Annotated in this window: 15 protein-coding genes and 1 other RNA gene; 10 read left to right on the plus strand and 6 right to left on the minus strand. The window is 68.3% G+C overall.

The features are described from left to right. The first annotated feature begins 126 nt into the window (after positions 1-126). Entirely contained in the window at positions 127-2148 is a 2022-nt protein-coding gene (locus AC5P8F_RS09305) for an acyltransferase family protein (protein WP_425604384.1), read from the plus strand. Between the two features lie 441 nt (positions 2149-2589). Here AC5P8F_RS09305 and AC5P8F_RS09310 read toward each other — a convergent pair whose 3' ends face one another. The 4 genes from AC5P8F_RS09310 to AC5P8F_RS09325 all read right to left on the minus strand — a co-directional run bounded on the left by AC5P8F_RS09310 (position 2590) and on the right by AC5P8F_RS09325 (position 6806). Continuing rightward, positions 2590-3975 carry an FAD-binding oxidoreductase gene (locus tag AC5P8F_RS09310; RefSeq protein WP_495227978.1) on the minus strand — a complete coding sequence of 462 codons (1386 nt, stop codon included), beginning with the start codon at positions 3973-3975 and terminating at the stop codon, positions 2590-2592. Then, positions 3972-4616 carry a metal-dependent hydrolase gene (locus tag AC5P8F_RS09315; protein WP_049440207.1) on the minus strand — a complete coding sequence of 215 codons (645 nt, stop codon included), beginning with the start codon at positions 4614-4616 and terminating at the stop codon, positions 3972-3974. The genes AC5P8F_RS09310 and AC5P8F_RS09315 overlap by 4 nt, the downstream gene beginning before the upstream one ends. Positions 4617-4726: 110 nt before the next feature. After that, positions 4727-5095 (minus strand): YraN family protein, encoded by a 369-nt coding sequence (locus AC5P8F_RS09320; RefSeq protein WP_041864068.1) that lies wholly within the window; start codon positions 5093-5095, stop codon positions 4727-4729. Then, positions 5085-6806 (minus strand): penicillin-binding protein activator, encoded by a 1722-nt coding sequence (locus AC5P8F_RS09325; RefSeq protein ID WP_169411178.1) that lies wholly within the window; start codon positions 6804-6806, stop codon positions 5085-5087. The genes AC5P8F_RS09320 and AC5P8F_RS09325 overlap by 11 nt, the downstream gene beginning before the upstream one ends. Positions 6807-6887: 81 nt before the next feature. On the opposite strand from AC5P8F_RS09325, the gene rsmI reads away from it, so the two are divergent. Next, positions 6888-7706 (plus strand): 16S rRNA (cytidine(1402)-2'-O)-methyltransferase, encoded by an 819-nt coding sequence (rsmI, locus tag AC5P8F_RS09330; RefSeq protein WP_329890048.1) that lies wholly within the window; start codon positions 6888-6890, stop codon positions 7704-7706. Positions 7707-7832: 126 nt separating this feature from the next. Next, positions 7833-8184, plus strand: an RNA gene (rnpB, locus tag AC5P8F_RS09335) — RNase P RNA component class A. Between the two features lie 88 nt (positions 8185-8272). On the opposite strand, the gene AC5P8F_RS09340 is transcribed toward rnpB, so the two are convergent. Together AC5P8F_RS09340 and AC5P8F_RS09345 are read right to left on the minus strand one after the other, a co-directional pair. Then, entirely contained in the window at positions 8273-8752 is a 480-nt protein-coding gene (locus tag AC5P8F_RS09340) for a DM13 domain-containing protein (RefSeq protein ID WP_329890047.1), read from the minus strand. Between the two features lie 363 nt (positions 8753-9115). Further along, positions 9116-9904 (minus strand): NRDE family protein, encoded by a 789-nt coding sequence (locus AC5P8F_RS09345; RefSeq protein WP_014645935.1) that lies wholly within the window; start codon positions 9902-9904, stop codon positions 9116-9118. A 324-nt stretch (positions 9905-10228) separates the two neighbouring features. Here AC5P8F_RS09345 and mraZ point away from each other — a divergent pair, with 324 nt between their 5' ends. From mraZ to mraY, 7 genes are read left to right on the plus strand one after another with little or no spacing between them, the layout of a single operon-like run. After that, the gene (mraZ, locus tag AC5P8F_RS09350; protein ID WP_495227985.1) at positions 10229-10675 is read left to right on the plus strand and encodes a division/cell wall cluster transcriptional repressor MraZ; all 447 of its coding nucleotides are present in this window, start codon (positions 10229-10231) and stop codon (positions 10673-10675) included. Positions 10676-10689: 14 nt separating this feature from the next. Next, entirely contained in the window at positions 10690-11658 is a 969-nt protein-coding gene (rsmH, locus tag AC5P8F_RS09355) for a 16S rRNA (cytosine(1402)-N(4))-methyltransferase RsmH (RefSeq protein WP_014645936.1), read from the plus strand. Beyond that, positions 11655-11918: a cell division protein FtsL gene (gene ftsL / locus AC5P8F_RS09360; RefSeq protein WP_005415286.1), complete on the plus strand. Its 264-nt coding sequence runs from the start codon at positions 11655-11657 to the stop codon at positions 11916-11918. The genes rsmH and ftsL overlap by 4 nt, the downstream gene beginning before the upstream one ends. Continuing rightward, on the plus strand, positions 11915-13759 hold the full coding sequence (locus AC5P8F_RS09365) for a peptidoglycan D,D-transpeptidase FtsI family protein (protein WP_014645937.1): 1845 nt from the start codon (positions 11915-11917) through the stop codon (positions 13757-13759). Before ftsL ends, AC5P8F_RS09365 begins: the two co-directional genes overlap by 4 nt. Beyond that, positions 13756-15264, plus strand: a complete 1509-nt coding sequence (locus tag AC5P8F_RS09370; protein WP_495227986.1) for a UDP-N-acetylmuramoyl-L-alanyl-D-glutamate--2,6-diaminopimelate ligase — start codon at positions 13756-13758, stop codon at positions 15262-15264. The genes AC5P8F_RS09365 and AC5P8F_RS09370 overlap by 4 nt, the downstream gene beginning before the upstream one ends. Continuing rightward, positions 15261-16655, plus strand: coding sequence for a UDP-N-acetylmuramoyl-tripeptide--D-alanyl-D-alanine ligase (locus AC5P8F_RS09375; protein WP_014645939.1), 1395 nt, complete (start codon positions 15261-15263; stop codon positions 16653-16655). Before AC5P8F_RS09370 ends, AC5P8F_RS09375 begins: the two co-directional genes overlap by 4 nt. Continuing rightward, on the plus strand, positions 16645-17730 hold the full coding sequence (gene mraY, locus AC5P8F_RS09380; protein WP_004154219.1) for a phospho-N-acetylmuramoyl-pentapeptide-transferase: 1086 nt from the start codon (positions 16645-16647) through the stop codon (positions 17728-17730). The genes AC5P8F_RS09375 and mraY overlap by 11 nt, the downstream gene beginning before the upstream one ends. The last annotated feature ends 1 nt before the right edge of the window (position 17731 follow it).

Here is a 17731-nt window from a genome sequence, read left to right on the forward strand (position 1 = left end):
AGCCGAGCCTATGCTCGGCTCACTGCGATCTGGACGAAGGGCAGCCGAGCATGGCTCGGCTCCACAACCGCGTCGAGCAGGGGCCGGACCTGAACCATGTCCACGTCTGTCGCGATTGTCCATTGAATGACTGCGCAAACGGTGGCGATGCTGCCGCCCTGTCTTTTGCCGGTTGCCCGCGTGTCCTCTCCCGAACGTTCCCACAACGCCGCCATCGATGGCCTGCGTGCACTGGCGGTGCTGGCCGTCGTCCTTTTCCACACCAACGCGACGTGGCTGCCCGGCGGCTTCACCGGTGTGGACCTGTTCTTCGTGGTATCCGGCTTCGTGATCAGCCAGTCGCTGGCCTCGCGCGCCCAAGCATCGCTGGGTGCGATGCTGCTCGATTTCTACCGGCGTCGCGTGCTGCGCCTGTTGCCGGCGCTGCTGGTGATGCTGATGGCCACTTTCGTACTGTCGGCACTGTTCATTCCCCGCGCGTGGCGCAATGAGCAGTTCGACCAGACCGGCTGGGCCGCGCTGGTCGGTTTCAGCAACATCGTGCTGGCCGGCCAGCAGGACGATTACTTCTCGCCCGGCGCTGAACTCAATCCGTTCCTGCATACCTGGACGCTGGGTGTGGAAGAGCAGTTCTACCTGGTCTTCCCGCTGTTGTTCTTCGTGTGGCTGCGCGGGCGTGAGCGCTGGCCGGGGGCGCGTTGGCTGTTGCCGGCGCTCACCATGCTGTCGCTGGCGTGGGCGGGCTGGCAGGCGCGATCGGCGCCGGCGTCGGCGTTCTATCTGCTGCCGGCGCGGTTCTGGGAGCTGGCCGCAGGTGCGCTGCTCTACCAGTGGATGCATAAACGTACGCCACGCCAGGGCAGCGACGCGGCTGCCGTGGCGGGCCTGGCGCTGCTGGCCGCGGGTGTGCTGATCGCCCCGCAGTTGGCGATGCCGGTGCCGGGCGTGCTGGCGACCGTGGCCGGTACCCTGCTGCTGTTGGCGGGCGTGTCGACAGCGGGGACATCGCGCATCGCCCGTGCGCTGGGCTGCGCACCGCTGGCCTACCTGGGTCGGCTGTCCTATTCGCTGTACCTGTGGCATTGGCCGCTGCTGGTACTGCTGCGCTGGACCTATGGCCTGCATGGCGTCGCGCTGTGGCTGTATCCGGTGCTGCTGCTGGCGGTGTCGGCCGCGTCCTACCACTTCATCGAGCGCCCGCTGCGCAGTGCGGCGCCGCTGCTGCGGCTGGCACCGGCCAAGGTGCTGGCGATGGCGTTGCCGCTGGTGGCGCTGTGCGGTGCGGGCGCCTGGGCAACGGTGGAGTACCACGAGCAGGTCTCGCTCAGCGTGACCCGCAACGGCTACGCATGGCAGGCGCGTCGCTACCCGGCGTGGCGCCCGCTGGAACCGGTGAGTGCGCCGGCGCTTGAAGGGCGGCGCCTGTTCGTGGCCGGCGACTCGCATGCGGCGGCGTATCGCACCATGACCAGCATGGTCGCGCGGCAGACCGGCATGGAGGTGCGCCAGCAGGATCGCGGCGGCTGCAGCTTCGTCAACCTGCTGCGGGCCAGCCCGGCCGACTGCCAGGACTTCATTGAAGACACGCTGTCGACCATCGAACGCGAGGCGCGCCCGGGTGACATCGTGCTGCTGACGGCCTTGCGCATGCCGGAACTGCGTGGGTTCGACTGGCAGCGGCAGGATGCACAGCAGATCTATCAACAGCTGCTGGCCGAGCGCACGCCCGCGCATGCACAGGCTGCACGCGACGAAGCCGAACGCGTGCTGGGGCGTTTGCAGAAGCTGGGCGTACAGGTGGTGATCGACGCACCGCTGCCGCTGTTCAAGGCCGGTGCGTACCGCTGTTCAGACTGGTTCAACCGCCGCAATCCGGCGTGTGCCGGCGGTCTGAGCATGCCGCGTGCGGATCTGGAAATGCTGCGGGCGCCGCAGATGGCACTGCTGGATGACCTGGCGGCACGTTACCCGTCAATGACCGTGTGGGATCCGCTGCCGCTGCTGTGTGGGCCGCAGGCCTGTTCGGCGGTGGAAGACGGCGAACCATTGTTCTTCGACAATGATCACCTGAGCGGGCATGGCAACCGCGTGCTGCTGCCCAGTTTCCGGCAGACCCTGATCGATATCGCAGCCGACAAGACGGTGTAGAGCCGAGCCCACGCTCGGCTTGCGCGATCTGGTCGAAGAGCAGCCGAGCATGGCTCGGCTCTACAGGAGCGCGAAGGTGAACGACACGTCGTTGTAGAGCCGAGCCCACGCTCGGCTTGCGCGCACAGCGCGGGCGTCATCGCGATCTGGTCGAAGAGCAGCAGAGCACGGCTCGGCTCTACAGGAGCGCGAAGGTGAACGACACGTTGTTGTAGAGCCGAGCCCACGCTCGGCTTGCGCGTACAGCGCGGGCGTCATCGCGATCTGGTCGAAGAGCAGCCGAGCATGGCTCGGCTCTACAGGAGCGCGAAGGTGAACGACACGTCGTTGTAGAGCCGAGCCCACGCTCGGCTTGCGCGCACAGCGCGGGCGTCATCGCGATCTGGTCGAAGAGCAGCCGAGCATGGCTCGGCTCTACAGGAGCGCAGGAGTGCGCGCAGTCTATGCCGGCGGCAGCACCTTACCGGGGTTGAGGATGCCGTCCGGGTCCAGCGCGGCCTTGATCGCGCGCATCGTTGCCAGTGTTTCCGGGGTGAAGGCCTGCGCCATGAAATCGCGCTTGGCCAGGCCGATGCCGTGTTCGCCCGACAACGTACCGCCCAATGCCAGCGTCAGCTCGAAGATCCTTGGCAGCGCGGCATGTGCGCGTGCGTTCTCGTCGGCATCGTCCGGGTGGTAGAGGATGTTGACGTGCAGGTTGCCGTTGCCGGCATGGCCGAAGGTGACGATGGTCAGCGTGTAGTCACGTGCCAGCGCCTGCACGCCGGCCACCAGCTCCGGAATGCGCGACACCGGGACCACTACATCTTCATTGATCTTGCCCGGCGCCACACTGCGCAGCGCAGGCGACAGCGCCTTGCGCGCCGCCCACAGCTGGTCGCGTGCGCGGCCTTCCATCGCCACGTCCAGTTCGATCATGCCGCCGCCTTCGGCGGCGCTGGCCAGGGCCTGCAGCAGATAGGGCAGGGTGTCGTGGTCACCATCGGCCTCGACCAGCAGCATCGCACCGGCCTCCGGCACGTCAGCACCATTGAGCCGCAGCAGCTCCAGGCTGCGCGCGTCCATGAATTCCAGGCGGGTGGGTACCACCGGCTGCGACATCAACCGCGACACGGCGGCCGCAGCAGCATCGGCATCGCGGTACAGCACGCGCAGCCCGGCCTGGCTGACCGGCAACGGGGTCAGCTTCAGCGTGGCTTCCACGATCAGTGCCAGCGTGCCTTCGCTGCCCACCAGCAGATGGGTGAGGTCGTAGCCGGTGGCGTCCTTGGTGTAGGCACCACCGCAGCGGATCACCTCGCCGGTGCCGGTCACCGCCACCAGGCCCAGCACGTTGTCGCGGCTGGTGCCGTACTTCACCGCGCGCGGGCCGCCGGCATTGCAAGCGAGGTTGCCGCCGATGCTGCAGATCTCGGCGCTGGAAGGATCCGGCGCCCAGAACAGGCCATGCGGGGCCAGTGCCTGCTGCAGGGTGCCATTGAGCACGCCGGGCTGCACGACCGCGCAGCGATCACCGGCGCGGATCTCGATGATGCGGTCCATGCGGGTGAACGACAGCACGATGCTGCCCGGCTGCGGGACGGCTGCACCGGTAGTTCCGGTGCCGGCGCCGCGCGCGACCAGCGCCACGCCATGCGCGCGACAGGCACGTACCAGTGCCTGAACCTGTTCGACGTCGGCGGGCAGCGCCACGGCTGCCGGACGCTGGCGGCGCCATGAATTGTCCTGCGCGTTGGCCTCCAGCGCGCTGTCATCCATGCGCCAGCCCTCCGCGCCCAGCAGGGTGGACAGTTCGGCGACCAGGGCAGCAGGCAGGGCAGGACTCATGACGGATCTCGAGAGGCAGCAGGAGCGGGTTGGATCAGTTTCCAGGCGACAACGGCGCCGGCCAGTGGCAGCCACACCCAGCGCAGTTCGGAGAGCAGGGTAGCCACGCCGCGTGCGCTGAAGAACTGTGGGGCGAAGGGTGAAACGCGGATCGGTCGCCACGGTGCGAAGAAGCGGTGTTCGCTCCACGGCCAGGCCAGTGCGACGCCGAGGCCGCCGGAGGTCATCGCATCCAGCAGTGGATGGCTGGCGGCGCAGACGAAGACGAATACAGCGGCTTGTACGGTCGATGCCACCGTTGGCCCTGCCTTGGTAGGTGCCAACCTTGGTTGGCACGAAACCGCCGACCAAGGTCGGCGACTACCGGAGCTGTGCTGCGCCGACCAAGGTCGGCGACTACCAAAGAACGCCAACGCCGCCGCCAATGCCGCCAGCACGCCGGCAAACAGCAGCGAATGGCTGGCACCGCGATGGCCGAAGGCATCCGCATAGGGAATGTGCAGCGCAAAGGCCAGTACATCGGCATCGGGCAGCATCGCGGCGATCACGCCTGCAACCAGCAGGCGCGGCGGGATGCGGCCACGATCAGCGGCGCACCACAGCGCCAGCGGCACGGCGGCATGGGTGATGATCGAAGGCATCAGTCACGCACCATGGTAGTGCCGGCCAGGCTGCGCTCTGGCGGGGGCCAACCTTGGTTGGCACAGACGCGCCGACCAAGGTCGGCTTCTACCAAGGCGGACAGTACACATCAGCAATCATCCAGCCGGAATGCGTCACGCAGCCAATGCAGCTGCGGCGGTTCGCCACTGGCTTCCACCACGTCGAAGCGGCAGGGCGCATTGGCCAGCGCGGGGTGGTCCTGCAGGTACAGCTGCGCGGCATGCGCCAGGCGCCGGCATTTGCGCGCATCGACTGAAGCGGCACCGCCACCGTACTCTGATCGCGCGCGATAGCGCACCTCCACGAACACCACGATGCCGGCATCGTCCATCACCAGGTCCAGTTCACCGCCGCGATAACGCACGTTGCGCGCGCGCGGCTGCAGTCCGGCCTGTTGCAGATGCTGCTCGGCGGCGGCTTCCACCGCCGAGCCACGTTGGCTGCGCTCAGCGACCACCGACGATCGGCATCGGCCGGCCGCCATTGAAGGTCGACCATGCCGGCTGGCGCAGGATGTTCCCGTTGCTGTCCAGGAACAGGGTGCCGGTGGCACCGTCCAGGCCGCCTTCGTTGGACAGCTTGTCCAGATAGGCGGTGATCTTCCAGGCGTCGGCGCCGAAGGCGAACAGGCGGCCGGCCGCACCGCGTGCGCTCGGCAGGGTGCTGGCCACCTGGCTGGCCGAGGGCAGGCCGGACACGCTGCGCACGTTCCAGGCTTCATTCGGGTAGACGATGCCGTCCAGGGCCACGTCTTCTTCCACCTTGCCGCTGCCGACGGTCAGCTGCGAGGTGCCGACGCGGGTGGCGCCACCGGCACCGGCCAGCGCCAGCTGCGGCGCCAGCAGGCGGGCCTGCGGTGCACGCACGGCGAGGAACACCGCATCGACCTGGCCGGCATTGCGCACCTGCGCGCCGACATCGCCAACGGCATCGCTGACGTTGAAGGTGGCCACCACCTGCCCACCGCGCTGTGCGAAGCGCTGCGCGAAGGCGGCGGCGGAACGGCGGCCGGTGTCGTCATTGCTGCTGATCACCAGTGCGCGGTTGCGTTCGCGGCCACGCAGGTATTCGGCGGCGACGATGCCGTCGTCTTCCGGTGCCAGCGAGAAACCGGCGCTGCCGGCCGGCGGTGCGTCCTTGCCACGGTTCAGGGCCAGCACCGGCACCTGCAGCTGCTGGCGGCCGTACACGGCGTCCACTTCGTCGCGGCCCAGCGGTCCGACCACGAAGTCGGCACCGGAGGCGACCGCCTTGTCATAGGCGGCGAGGGCACCGGCCGGGGTGCCGGCGGTGTCGAAGAAGTTGATGTCCGGGCGGCGGCGGCTTTCACCGTAGTAGGCGCTCAACAGGCCATCGCGCACCGGCTGCGCGGCGGTGGCCAGGCGGCCGCTGAGCGGCAGCAGCACGGCCAGCTTGGCCGGCGGGCGGTAACCGTCGCTCATCGCCGGCGGGCGCTTGCTGGTGTCGAACTGGGCCGCGCCATCGCGGTCGAACGGGCGCGGCAGCGGCAGGCCGCGCGCGATCAGCGCACGGCCGGCGAAGTTGTACAGCGGGTCGTTGGCCGGCAGCGCGGCGGCACGGCTGCGCAGGGTGGCGTCGTCGAGGGTGCCGAGCAGGCCGGCGATGGCGGCCTGGTTCTCGCTGCGCGCGCTGCCGGTCAGGCCGGCATGGGCACGGGCGCGCTCGTTGGCGGCACCGAAGGCATCGCCGGTGCCCTGCAGGGCCTGGGCGCGGGCCAGCAGCCAGCGGGTGCGCAGGCCGACCGCAACGCTGTCGGCATGATCCTTCAGCAGGGCCAGCGCCTGCGCCGGCTGCTTGTCGGCCAGCGCCAGCTCGGCACCGGTCAGCTGGTAGCGCTGCAGGCTGGCGCCGGACAGCTGGCGGGCGGTGAGCTGGCCCAGCAGGCTGCGCGCGCGGGCACTGTCACCGGCCAGATGCCAGGCCCAGGCCGCATCGGCCAGTGCGTTGCTGCGGGCACCGCCACGCAGCGTGGCGGCCAGGCCTTCCAGCTGCAGTGCGGCGTCGCGCGGCTTGCCCTGTTCGATCAGCGCCAGCGCCTGGCCCTGGGCCGGCGAATCGGGGGTGCTGGTCAGGCTGGTGGTGGCACAACCGGCCAGCAGCATCAGCGACAACGACAGGGCGGAGATCCGTGCGGCGGGCTTGTTCATGATCGGGTCCATGCGATGAGGGCAGCGGCCTTGGCCGGGTACACGCTACGATTCTACCCTTGCCCCGTGAGTACCGCTGAAATGAGTGTCCCAACCCTGTACGTCGTCGCCACCCCGATCGGCAACCTGGCCGATCTGAGCCCGCGCGCGCAGGAGGTGCTGCGTTCGGTGGCGGCCATCTGTGCCGAGGACACCCGCCGCAGCGGCCAGCTGCTGTCCCATTTCGGCATCCAGCAACCGCTGGTCGCCCTGCACGAACACAACGAGGAGGCCTTGGCGCAGCGGCTGGTGTCGCGCCTGCAGGCCGGCGAGTCGCTGGCGCTGGTCAGTGACGCCGGTACGCCGCTGGTCAGCGATCCGGGGTTCCGCCTGGTGCGTGCCGCGCGCGCGGCGGGCATAAAGGTCAGCCCGGTGCCTGGCGCCTGCGCCGCCATCGCCGCGCTGAGCGTGGCCGGCCTGCCCAGCGACCGTTTCAGTTTCGAGGGCTTCCTGCCGGCCAAGGCCAGCGGCCGCCGCGACCGCCTGCAGGCGCTGGCCGGCGAAGTGCGCACGATGGTGTTCTACGAATCGTCGCACCGCATCGCCGAATCGCTGGCCGACATGGCGGCGATCTTCGGTGGCGAACGCCCGGCGGTGCTGGCCCGCGAGCTGACCAAGCTGTTCGAGACCGTGCTCGATGGCGACCTGGCGGGCCTGCTGGCGAAGGTCGAGGCCGACGAGAACCAGCGCAAGGGCGAGTTCGTGGTGATGGTGCAGGGCGCGGGTGATGACGAACAAGCGCAGCTGGCACATGGCCGCCGCGTCTACGCGAAGCTGAGCGAGCACCTGCCACCGTCCACCGCCGCCAAACTGGCCGCGGAACTGACCGGCGCGCCGCGCAAGGCGTTGTACGGTAGTTGATGGATTGCTGCAGCCACGCATGGCGTGGCGCTACTGCAGTAGATCCACGCCATGCGTGGATGGATGAACCGGACGCCGCGATCAGCACGGCAGGAAGGACCTGCGTACGCTAGAATATGCGCTGGCGGAGCCGGCCAGACAGTCGCGTCATCCCTTCGGGGGTGCCGAGGAAAGTCCGGGCTCCACAGGGCAAGGTGCCAGGTAACGCCTGGGCGGCGCAAGCCGACGGAAAGTGCAACAGAAAGATACCGCCTACGTCTTCTTCGGAAGGCCGGTAAGGGTGAAATGGTGCGGTAAGAGCGCACCGCGAGTCTGGCAACAGACCGGCACGGCAAACCCCACCTGGAGCAAGACCAAATAGGGATCCTTTGGCGCGGCCCGCGTTGGATCCGGGTAGGTTGCTTGAGCGTTGCGGTGACGTAACGCCTAGAGGAATGACTGTCCACGACAGAACCCGGCTTATCGGCCGGCTCCGCCTCCTTCTTCTTCCACGCATGGCGTGGAGCTACCGTGATTGCGGGGTCGGATCCCTTTCCGGAGGAAAGGGATCCGACCCCATGCTGTCCTCAGCCCGGCGTGCGGTACTGCCCGGCGGAAATGAACTGCGAGAAGCGCTCGCACCACACCACCACCGTGGTGTAGTCGTCCACGTCCACGTTCGCGGGCACATCCACCAGGAAGCGGTTGAAGGTCTTCACCTCGCCGATGCGCTGGGCCTGCGCCTTGATCTTCAGGAAGTCGGCCTTGTTGTCGACGAAGTCGCGGACCAGGTAGACCTTGTAGTCCGGGCCCGGTCCCATCTTGCCGTCGAAGGCAACCTGGGTGGCGCTGACGCTGACCTTGCCTTCGGCCCAGTGCACCGCGTCGCTGCCTTTGAGGTCGCGACGGAAGGTGGTGCGATAGGTGGCGTCGCTCATCGCGGCCTGCACCTGCGTGACCGGCGGGTCATCGGGGGCGATCAGGATCGGCAGCAGATAGATGCCCAGGCCGAAGCCCAGGCCGAGAGCAAGCAGGTGGGTGGCGAACTGGATGAGAATGCGACGCATGGGGCCTCCTTGAGGGTTGTGGTCGATGGCGCGGCGCGATGCCGGGCGCGACCACCCTGGGAGGTCAGGGGCGACATTTATAGACACAGTGCCGATTGCGAAAAGGGCACAGTCGGCTGGCTGTGATGCTGAAACCGCTGTGGCGCGGACGGATCGCGGTCGCGGCTGGAAGCTGAATGACGTTTCAGGCCCGCTGCGATGACGACTGCCGTCGCGTGGATCGCGACAGCACGCTGCGGGTAGTGCCGGCCGCTGGCCGGCAACTTCATGCTGCATCCGAAGATCCAGAGGTTGCCGGCCAGCGGCCGGCACTACCCCCCCCCCCCCGCCAAGAGCATCCGGCCAAGGGCCGTCATGACCGGGTCAGAAAATGACGTGGCTCTGGCCGCTGGGAGCGCCCTGCGGGCCGAAGCGGCGTTCGTGGATCTCGCCATGGCCGTCGGCGTCGATCAGCAGCACGGTGCTGGCGCGGGTGCCGTAGTCATCGCCACGGATGAAGGCCGGGCTCAGCCAGCGCTCGCGTTCCAGGCCGATGCCGGTGTCGGGCAGGTCGCTGTCGGCAGGGCGGTGTTCGTCGGCCAGAGCATTCCAGAGTGGGGTCAGGTCCGGGGTCAGATCCCTTTCGCTGTGCGAAAGGGATCTGACCCCGTCATTCTGAAGCCAGGCTTCAAGGGCCGCCATCAGCCGCCGGGTCTTCGGCCAGGGCGCGTCCAGCGCGCCGTTGGACATGCCGTGCACGCCCGGGCCGAGGGTCTGCCGTTCGGCGGGATGGTTGCCGAGGTACTCCAGGCTGTCGCTATCGGCCAGCAACAGATTGAACGGGGCATAGGCGCCAGCCACGGTCGCCAATCGGTCGATATGCACAGCGGCCGGGTCGCGGCCGCGCAGGAAGTCGGCCACCAGCGCGCCCCGCGACGGGCCGGTCTGGGCCGCCAGCGGGTCGCGGACGTTGGTGACCACCGCCATCCGGCCCGAGGCGCCAACCCCGGCCCAGCCACCGCCGGAGCGCAGATCGCGCCCGCCGATGACGGACGTCTCATCCTGCCAGGGGGCCAGCGCCGCCGTCGGGCGGGCGTGGAACTCATCACGGTTGCCGGTCATCACCAGCCGCCAGCGCGGGTGGTGCATCCAGCCAAGAGCGAGCAGGCACATGGCCTCATTGTGCACGGTTTGCGCAGTCCGGCGCCGTTTCCGGCCCGTCCCGGATGAATGCGCGGCCGATGTTTCACGCCCTCTCCACGCCCCTGAACTTCCGTTCAATCTCAAAAATTGAGACGGATCAGCAACTTGTGGATAAGCCTTGAACAATTCTCTAAAGGTTGTTGCAAGCCATTGATGCGGCTGGCGATTTCCCCGCTGAAAAGTTGTTGACAACCCTCGGCCCGCTGCTAAGGTGGGCATCAGAGGGAAATCCGGGTGTTTTGTGGGTTTTCGTGGTTCAATGTTTCACCGGGCGAAGGACAAGGTGCAGGCGTCGTGTTCCAGGGCGAGACGGCCATCACAGTTGACGACAAAGGGCGCATGGCGGTTCCCACCGCTTACCGCGACCTCGTCGCGCGCGCCAGCAACAACCGTCTCGTGCTGACCTACAACCCGTTCGAAGCCGGCTGCCTGTGGCTGTATGCAGAGTCGGAATGGGAGCGGGTCCGCGACGATGTGATGTCCAAGCCCAACATCCAGCGCGTCGTGCGCCTGTTGCAGCAGAAGCTGGTCGGCTCGGCCGCCCATCTGGAACTGGACGGCAACGGTCGCATCAGCATCCCCGCCAGCCACCGCGGTGCGGTGGGCATTGAGAAGAAGGCGGTATTGCTCGGTATGGGCGACAAGTTCGAATTGTGGAGCGAGCAGGCGCATCGGGCCCTGATCCAGCAGACGTTGTCTGACGAGGATCTGGGTGATGGGTTGCTCGACCTGAAGTTGTGAGCCGGGGTGCCCGGATGCGCCCAGAAGCGCAGGCCGGTCACCTTCCGGTGTCGCAGTCGCCGGCGGTGCACCTGCCGGTCCTGTACACCCAGGTCCTTGAAGGCCTGAGGGTGATCGAAAACGGACGTTATCTGGATGGCACGTTCGGTCGTGGCGGTCATGCACGTGGCGTGCTCACCCAGCTCGGTCCCGAGGGGCGCCTGCTGGTCATGGACAAGGATCCGGAAGCCATCGCCGTTGCCGAGCGCGATTTCGCGCCGGACCCGCGCGTGTCCATCTTCCGGGGCAGCTTCGCCCAGCTGCTGCAGTGGGATGCGACGGCCGAAGGCCTGGACGGCGTGCTGTTCGACCTCGGCGTGTCGTCGCCGCAGCTGGACGTGGCCGAACGTGGCTTCAGCTTCGGCAAGGACGGCCCGCTGGACATGCGCATGGATCCGGACAGCGGTGAAAGCGCCGCGCAGTGGATCAACCGCGTCGAAGAGCGCGAGATCGCTGATGTGCTGTGGACCTACGGCGAAGAGCGCCAGAGCCGGCGCATCGCCCGCGCCATCGTGGCCCGCCGCGAGAAGCAGCCGTTCTCCCGCACCGCCGAACTGGCCGAGCTGATCGCCTCGGTGATGCCGCGTGGGAAGGACAAGATTCACCCGGCCACGCGCAGCTTCCAGGCCATCCGCATCCACATCAACCGCGAGCTGGCCGATCTGGAAGCCGGGCTCGATGCGGCGGTGGAACGGCTCAAGCCCGGTGGCCGCCTGGCGGTGATCAGCTTCCACTCGCTGGAAGACCGCATCGTCAAGCAGTACATGAACCGCCTGGCCAAGGCGCCGCCGGCCAACCGCCGGCTGCCCGAGGCGGTTGCGTTCGTGCCGACGCTGGACCTGATCGGCGGCGCCATCAAGGCCACCGACGAAGAGCTGGCCGCCAACCCGCGTGCCCGCAGCGCCGTGCTGCGCGTGGCACAGAAGCGGGGGGGCGATGCATGAGCCGGCTGCTGCTGATCATCCTGCTGGCCTGCACCGTCGCCTCGGCGATCGGCGTGGTGTTCGTGCGCCACCGCCACCGGCAGACCTTCATCGAGCTGTCGCGTGCCGAGCGCAAGCGTGATGACATCAACCTTGAGTTCGGCCGCCTGCAGCTGGAACAGGCCACCCTGGCCGAAGCCAACCGCGTGGACCGCATTGCCCGCGAGAAGCTGGGCATGAAGTTCCCCGAGGCCGCTGACATCGTGGTGGTGCGCCCATGAGCAAGACCGGCCGCAACCGCCCGCGCAACGCCTTCAACCTGCGCCAGCGCCTGCGCTGGGTCGCGCTGGCGCTTGGCCTGTGCTCGGTGTCGCTGGTGGGTCGCGCGGCCTACGTGCAGATCATCAACAGCGATTTCTACCAGCGCCAGGGCGAGGCCCGCTACCTGCGCGAGCTGCCGATCAAGACCTCGCGCGGCATGATCACCGACCGCAACGGCGAGCCGCTGGCGGTGTCCACCCCGGTCGCCTCGATCTGGGTCAACCCGCAGGACCTGCTGCGTTCGCCCGAGCGCATCCCGGAGCTGGCCCAGGCGGTCGGCATGTCGGTGGATGAGCTGAGCAGCCGCCTGTCGCAGAAGTCGGACAAGGAATTCATGTACCTGCGCCGCCGGATCAATCCGGACGAGGCAGAGAAGGTGGTCGCGCTGAAGATTCCGGGCGTGGCCGCGCAGCGCGAGTTCCGCCGCTTCTACCCACAGGGCGAAGCGATGGCGCACGTGCTGGGCTTCACCAACATCGACGACCGCGGCCAGGAAGGCCTGGAACTGGCGTTCGACGAATGGCTGCGCGGCAAGGCCGGTGCCAAGCGGGTGATCCGCAACCGCAAGGGCGAGACCGTCGAAAGCGATCTGCTGCGCGCCGCCGAGCCGGGCAAGGACCTGACCCTCAGCATCGACCGCCGCATCCAGTACCTGGCCTTCAAGGAACTGCGCAACGCGCTGGTGGCCAACAAGGCGGCCGGTGGTTCGATGGTGATCATGGACGTGACCACCGGCGAGATCCTGGCCATGGTCAACCTGCCGACCTACAACCCGAACTCGCTGACCGGCGCGATCCCCGATACGCGCCGCAACCGCGCGGTGACCGACCTGGTCGAGCCGGGTTCGACGATGAAGCCGCTGACCATCGCCACCGCGCTGCAGGCCGGTGCGGTGACCAAGGACACCATCATCGACACCAACCCGGGCTACATGACCCTGGGCCGCTTCACCATCCGCGACGTGCCGCGCAACAACGGTGTGCTCAACGTGACCGGCGTGATCACCCGCAGTTCGAACGTGGGTGCGGCCAAGGTTGCGGCGAAGATGCCGGACCAGACCTTCTACGACGGCGTGCGCCGCTTCGGCTATGGCTCGGCGCCGCACAGCGGTTTCCCGGGTGAATCGGCCGGCGTGGTGATGCGTCCGGCACGCTGGTCGGGTACCACCAAGACCACCATGTCCTATGGCTACGGCCTGTCGGTCACGCCGCTGCAGATTGCCACCGCGTACTCGGCGCTGGCCAACGGCGGGCGCCTGATTGCGCCGACCTTCGTCAAGGGCCAGCGCAATGAAGGCCAGCAGATCATCGACGAGAACGTCGCCCGGCAGGTGGTGGCGATGATGGAAACGGTGGTCACCCAGGGCGGCGCCAAGCAGGCGGCGGTGCTGGGTTACCGCGTGGCCGGCAAGACCGGCACCGCGCGCAAGGCCGGCCCGGGCGGTTATGAGCGCGGCCATTACAACGCGCTGTTCGCCGGCGTGGTGCCGGCCACCAACCCGCGTTTCGCCACCGTCATCGTCATCAACGACCCGCAGGCCGGCAAGTTCTACGGCGGCCTGGTGTCGGCGCCGGTCTACCACAACGTGATGGAAGGCACCCTGCGCCTGATGGACGTGCCGCTGGACGACCTGCAGTCGTGGCTGGCCGCACAGCAGTCGGGCAAGGTCGGCCATTCGGCCTCGATCCTGCCTGCGCCGCCGGCCGAGACCGCGCTGCCGGTCGATGCCGCCGCTGAATTCGACGCTGCGCTGCCGAGCGCGCAAGCCCAGACGCCGCCCGCTACGGGAGGCACGCAATGAGTCCTTCGATGTTGCTTTCGCAGTTGCTTCCGGACGTGGCCCTGGCGGGTCACGATCCCGTTCTGACCGGCCTGGTGCTGGACAGCCGTGCCGTGCGCCCCGGCAATGCCTTCGTCGCCATCGCCGGTTTCGGCGCGCATGGCCTGGGCTTTGTCGAGCAGGCGCGCGCTGCCGGTGCCAGTGCCATCCTGTTCGAACCGCCGGCACCGGCCGATCTGCCGGCCCCGGCTGATGCGATCGCCGTGCCGGGCCTGCGCGCGCGCATGGGCGCGATGGCCGACCAGTTCCATGGCGCGCCATCGCGGGCGATGGCGATGGTCGGCGTGACCGGCACCAACGGCAAGACCTCCACCGTGCAGCTGCTGGCCCAGGCCTGGCATCTGCTCGGAACGCCCAGTGGCAGTATCGGCACGCTGGGTGCCGGACTTTATGGTGCGGTCGAGCCGACCGGCTTCACCACGCCGCTGGTGCTGCAGATGCATGCGCTTCTGGCGCAGCTGCGCGACGCCGGCGCGCGCGCGGTGGCGATGGAAGTCAGCTCGCATGCGCTGGACCAGGGCCGCGTGGACGCCGTGCACTACGACGTGGCGGTGTTCACCAACCTCACCCGCGACCATCTGGACTACCACGGCGACATGGCCAGCTACGGCGCGGCCAAGGCGCGGCTGTTCCATCGCCCGGGCCTGAAGGCCGCGGTGATCAATCTGGACGATGCCTTCGGCCGGCAGCTGTTCGCGGGCCTGCCAGCCGGCGTGCAGGCGATCGGGCTGAGCTCGCGTGGTGCCACTGACGCCAGCGTGCGCGCCGAGGCGCTGCAGCTGGACGGTCGTGGCATCGCCTTCGAGCTGGTCATCGACGGCCAGCGCGCGGCGGTGCAGTCGCCGCTGCTGGGCCGCTTCAACGTGGACAACCTGCTGGCCGTGGCCGGTAGCCTGCACGCGCAGGGCCAGCCGCTGCCGCGTATTGCCGAGGTGCTGTCGGCGCTGCAGCCGATCCGTGGCCGCATGAACCGCCTGGGCGGTGAAGACGGCCTGCCGACGGTGGTGGTCGACTACGCGCACACCCCGGATGCGCTGGAACAGGCGCTGGACAGCCTCCACGGGCACCTGCAGGGCACGCTGTTCTGCGTGTTCGGCTGCGGCGGCGAGCGCGACACCGGCAAGCGCCCGCAGATGGCGGCGATTGCCGAGCGCCTGGCCAACCAAGTCATCGTCACCGACGACAACCCGCGTGGCGAGGATGGCGACGTGATCGTGGCCGACATCCTGGCCGGCTTCCAGAACGCCGATGCCGTGACCGTGCAGCGCAGCCGCGCGCGTGCGATCGGCCTGGCGGTGAAGCGTGCCGGTGCAGGCGACATCATCCTGATCGCCGGCAAGGGCCACGAGCCGTACCAGGAAGTGAATGGCGTGCGCCATGACTTCGACGACACCGAAGTGGCCGCCGCCGCACTGGCGGCCAAGGCCGGTGTGCTCAGCGCGCAGGCCGGGGAGGGTGCCGCATGAAGCGCACCCTGCTTTCGCTGATCGCACACTGGGCCGGTGGCGAGATCCACGGCGACGACGTGGCCATCGATGCGGTCAGCAATGACACCCGCAATCTCGGTCCGGGCAGTCTGTATGTGGCGCTGCGCGGCGAGCGGTTCGACGGCCATGACTTCGCGGCCGACGCGCAGGCGCGCGGTGCCAGTGCGCTGCTGGTCGAGCGCCTGCTGCCGGTCGAACTGCCGCAGGTGCTGGTGGCCGACAGCGAACTGGCGCTGGCGAAGATCGCCACAGGCATGCAGCGTGACCGTGGCACCGAGGTGTTCGCGATCACCGGCAGCAATGGCAAGACCAGCGTGAAGAGCCTGCTGCTGTCGATCCTGCAGCAGGTGGCCCAGCACGCGCACAAGGTGGTCTACGCCAACCCGGGCAACCGCAACAACGAGATCGGCCTGCCGCTGGCGGTGATCGATGCGCCGGAAGATGCCGACTACGCCGTCTACGAGATGGGCGCCGGCAAGCCGGGCGACATCGCCTACCTGACCGAGATCGCCCGCCCGCGTTATGCGCTGGTCAACAACATCGCCCCGGCGCACCTGGAACGTATGGGCAGCCTGCTCGGCGTGGCGGTGACCAAGGGCGCGATCTACGCCGCGCTGCCGGCCGATGGCGTGGCGGTGATCAACGCCGACGATGCCTATGGCCGCTGGTTCGAACAGCATTTCATCAGCACCCCGGCGCGTTGCCGCGTGCTGCGCTATGGCCTGGAACACTCGGCGGACGTGACCGCGCGCGATATCCGCGCCGGTGCGCAGGGCAGCCAGTTCACTCTGGTCGCACCGGCCGGCGAAGCCCGCGTGGTGCTGGGCCTGCCGGGTCGCCACAACGTCAGCAATGCGCTGGCCGCCGCCAGCCTGGCGCTGGCCGCCGGTGTCGGTCTGGCGCTGATTGCCGCCGGCCTGGCCGAAGCGCAGCCGGTGCCGGGTCGCCAGATCGCCCATCAGCTGCGCAATGGCGCGGTGCTGGTGGATGACAGCTACAACGCCAACCCCGGGTCGCTGGCCGCGGCCATCGATGCCCTGGCCGCGGCGCCGGAAGAGGGCTGGCTGGTGCTGGGCGACATGCGCGAGCTGGGCCCGGACGCGGAAGCGCTGCATGCGCAGGCCGGCCTCCGCGCACGTGCTGCCGGCCTGAAGCGCCTGTATGCACTGGGCCCGCTCAGCGCCGCTGCCGCCTCCGCCTTCGGCGAAGGCGGCCGCCATTTCGCCACCCACGACGCGCTGTCGCAGGCGCTGAAGGACGAGCTGCACGCCGGCGTGCGCTGCCTGGTCAAGGGTTCCCGTGGCAGCGCCATGGACACGATTGTCAAAGCGCTGCTGGCGCAAGGAGAGGAATCCCCGCATGTTGTATGAACTGGCTCGATGGTTGCAGCAGTTGGAGAGCCTGTTCGGGCTGTTCAACTACCAGACGTTCCGCGCCATCCTTGCCGCGCTGACGGCCCTGTTCCTGTCGCTGTGGCTGGGCCCGGCGATGATCCGCAAGCTTGCCCAGTTCAAGGGCGGCCAGCCGATCCGCAAGGACGGTCCGCAGACCCATTTCTCCAAGGCCGGCACGCCGACCATGGGCGGTTCGCTGATCCTGCTCACCATCACCCTGTCGGTGCTGATGTGGGCCGACCTGCGCAACCGCTACGTGTGGCTGGTGCTGGCGGTGATGCTGTGCTTCGGCGCCATCGGCTGGTATGACGACTGGATCAAGATCGTCCGCCGTGACCCGAACGGCCTGAAGTCGCGCTGGAAGTACCTGCTGCAGTCGATCTTCGGCCTGGCTGCGGGCCTGTTCCTGTTCTACACGGCCGACGTGCCGGCGGCGCTGACCTTCTACATCCCGATGTTCAAGTCGGTCGCGCTGCCGCTGGCCGGCATCGGCTTCGTGGCCATCGCCTACTTCTGGATCGTCGGTTTCTCCAACGCGGTGAACCTGACCGACGGCCTGGACGGCCTGGCGATCATGCCCACCGTGCTGGTGGCCTGCGCGCTGGGCGTGTTCGCCTATGCCTCGGGCAACGTGGTGTTCGCCAACTACCTGCAGATCCCGCAGATCCCGGGCGCCGGCGAGCTGGTCATCATCTGTGCGGCCATCGCCGGCGCGGGCCTGGGCTTCCTCTGGTTCAACACCTACCCGGCCATGGTCTTCATGGGCGACATCGGCGCACTGGCACTGGGTGCGGTGCTGGGCACGATCGCGGTGATCACCCGCCAGGAGCTGGTGCTGGTGATCATGGGCGGCGTGTTCGTCATCGAAACGCTGTCGGTGATGATCCAGGTCGCCTCGTTCAAGCTGACCGGCAAGCGCGTGTTCCGCATGGCGCCGATCCACCACCATTTCGAACTGAAGGGCTGGCCGGAGCCGCGCGTGATCGTGCGTTTCTGGATCATCTCCGTCGTGCTCGTGCTGATCGGCCTGGCCACGTTGAAGGTGCGCTGAG

The sequence above is a fragment of the Stenotrophomonas sp. YJH_SMC_69 genome, from assembly GCF_059370495.1.

Bases quoted from the DNA above. Each gene is read 5' to 3' on its own strand.
- AC5P8F_RS09305 (WP_425604384.1), top strand. From the start codon at position 127: ATGACTGCGCAAACGGTGGCGATGCTGCCGCCCTGTCTTTTGCCGGTT.
- AC5P8F_RS09310 (WP_495227978.1), bottom strand. From the start codon at position 3,975: ATGAGTCCTGCCCTGCCTGCTGCCCTGGTCGCCGAACTGTCCACCCTG.
- AC5P8F_RS09315 (WP_049440207.1), bottom strand. From the start codon at position 4,616: ATGCCTTCGATCATCACCCATGCCGCCGTGCCGCTGGCGCTGTGGTGC.
- AC5P8F_RS09325 (WP_169411178.1), bottom strand. From the start codon at position 6,806: ATGAACAAGCCCGCCGCACGGATCTCCGCCCTGTCGTTGTCGCTGATG.
- rsmI (WP_329890048.1), top strand. From the start codon at position 6,888: ATGAGTGTCCCAACCCTGTACGTCGTCGCCACCCCGATCGGCAACCTG.
- AC5P8F_RS09340 (WP_329890047.1), bottom strand. From the start codon at position 8,752: ATGCGTCGCATTCTCATCCAGTTCGCCACCCACCTGCTTGCTCTCGGC.
- AC5P8F_RS09345 (WP_014645935.1), bottom strand. From the start codon at position 9,904: ATGTGCCTGCTCGCTCTTGGCTGGATGCACCACCCGCGCTGGCGGCTG.
- rsmH (WP_014645936.1), top strand. From the start codon at position 10,690: ATGCGCCCAGAAGCGCAGGCCGGTCACCTTCCGGTGTCGCAGTCGCCG.
- ftsL (WP_005415286.1), top strand. From the start codon at position 11,655: ATGAGCCGGCTGCTGCTGATCATCCTGCTGGCCTGCACCGTCGCCTCG.
- AC5P8F_RS09365 (WP_014645937.1), top strand. From the start codon at position 11,915: ATGAGCAAGACCGGCCGCAACCGCCCGCGCAACGCCTTCAACCTGCGC.
- AC5P8F_RS09370 (WP_495227986.1), top strand. From the start codon at position 13,756: ATGAGTCCTTCGATGTTGCTTTCGCAGTTGCTTCCGGACGTGGCCCTG.
- AC5P8F_RS09375 (WP_014645939.1), top strand. From the start codon at position 15,261: ATGAAGCGCACCCTGCTTTCGCTGATCGCACACTGGGCCGGTGGCGAG.
- mraY (WP_004154219.1), top strand. From the start codon at position 16,645: ATGTTGTATGAACTGGCTCGATGGTTGCAGCAGTTGGAGAGCCTGTTC.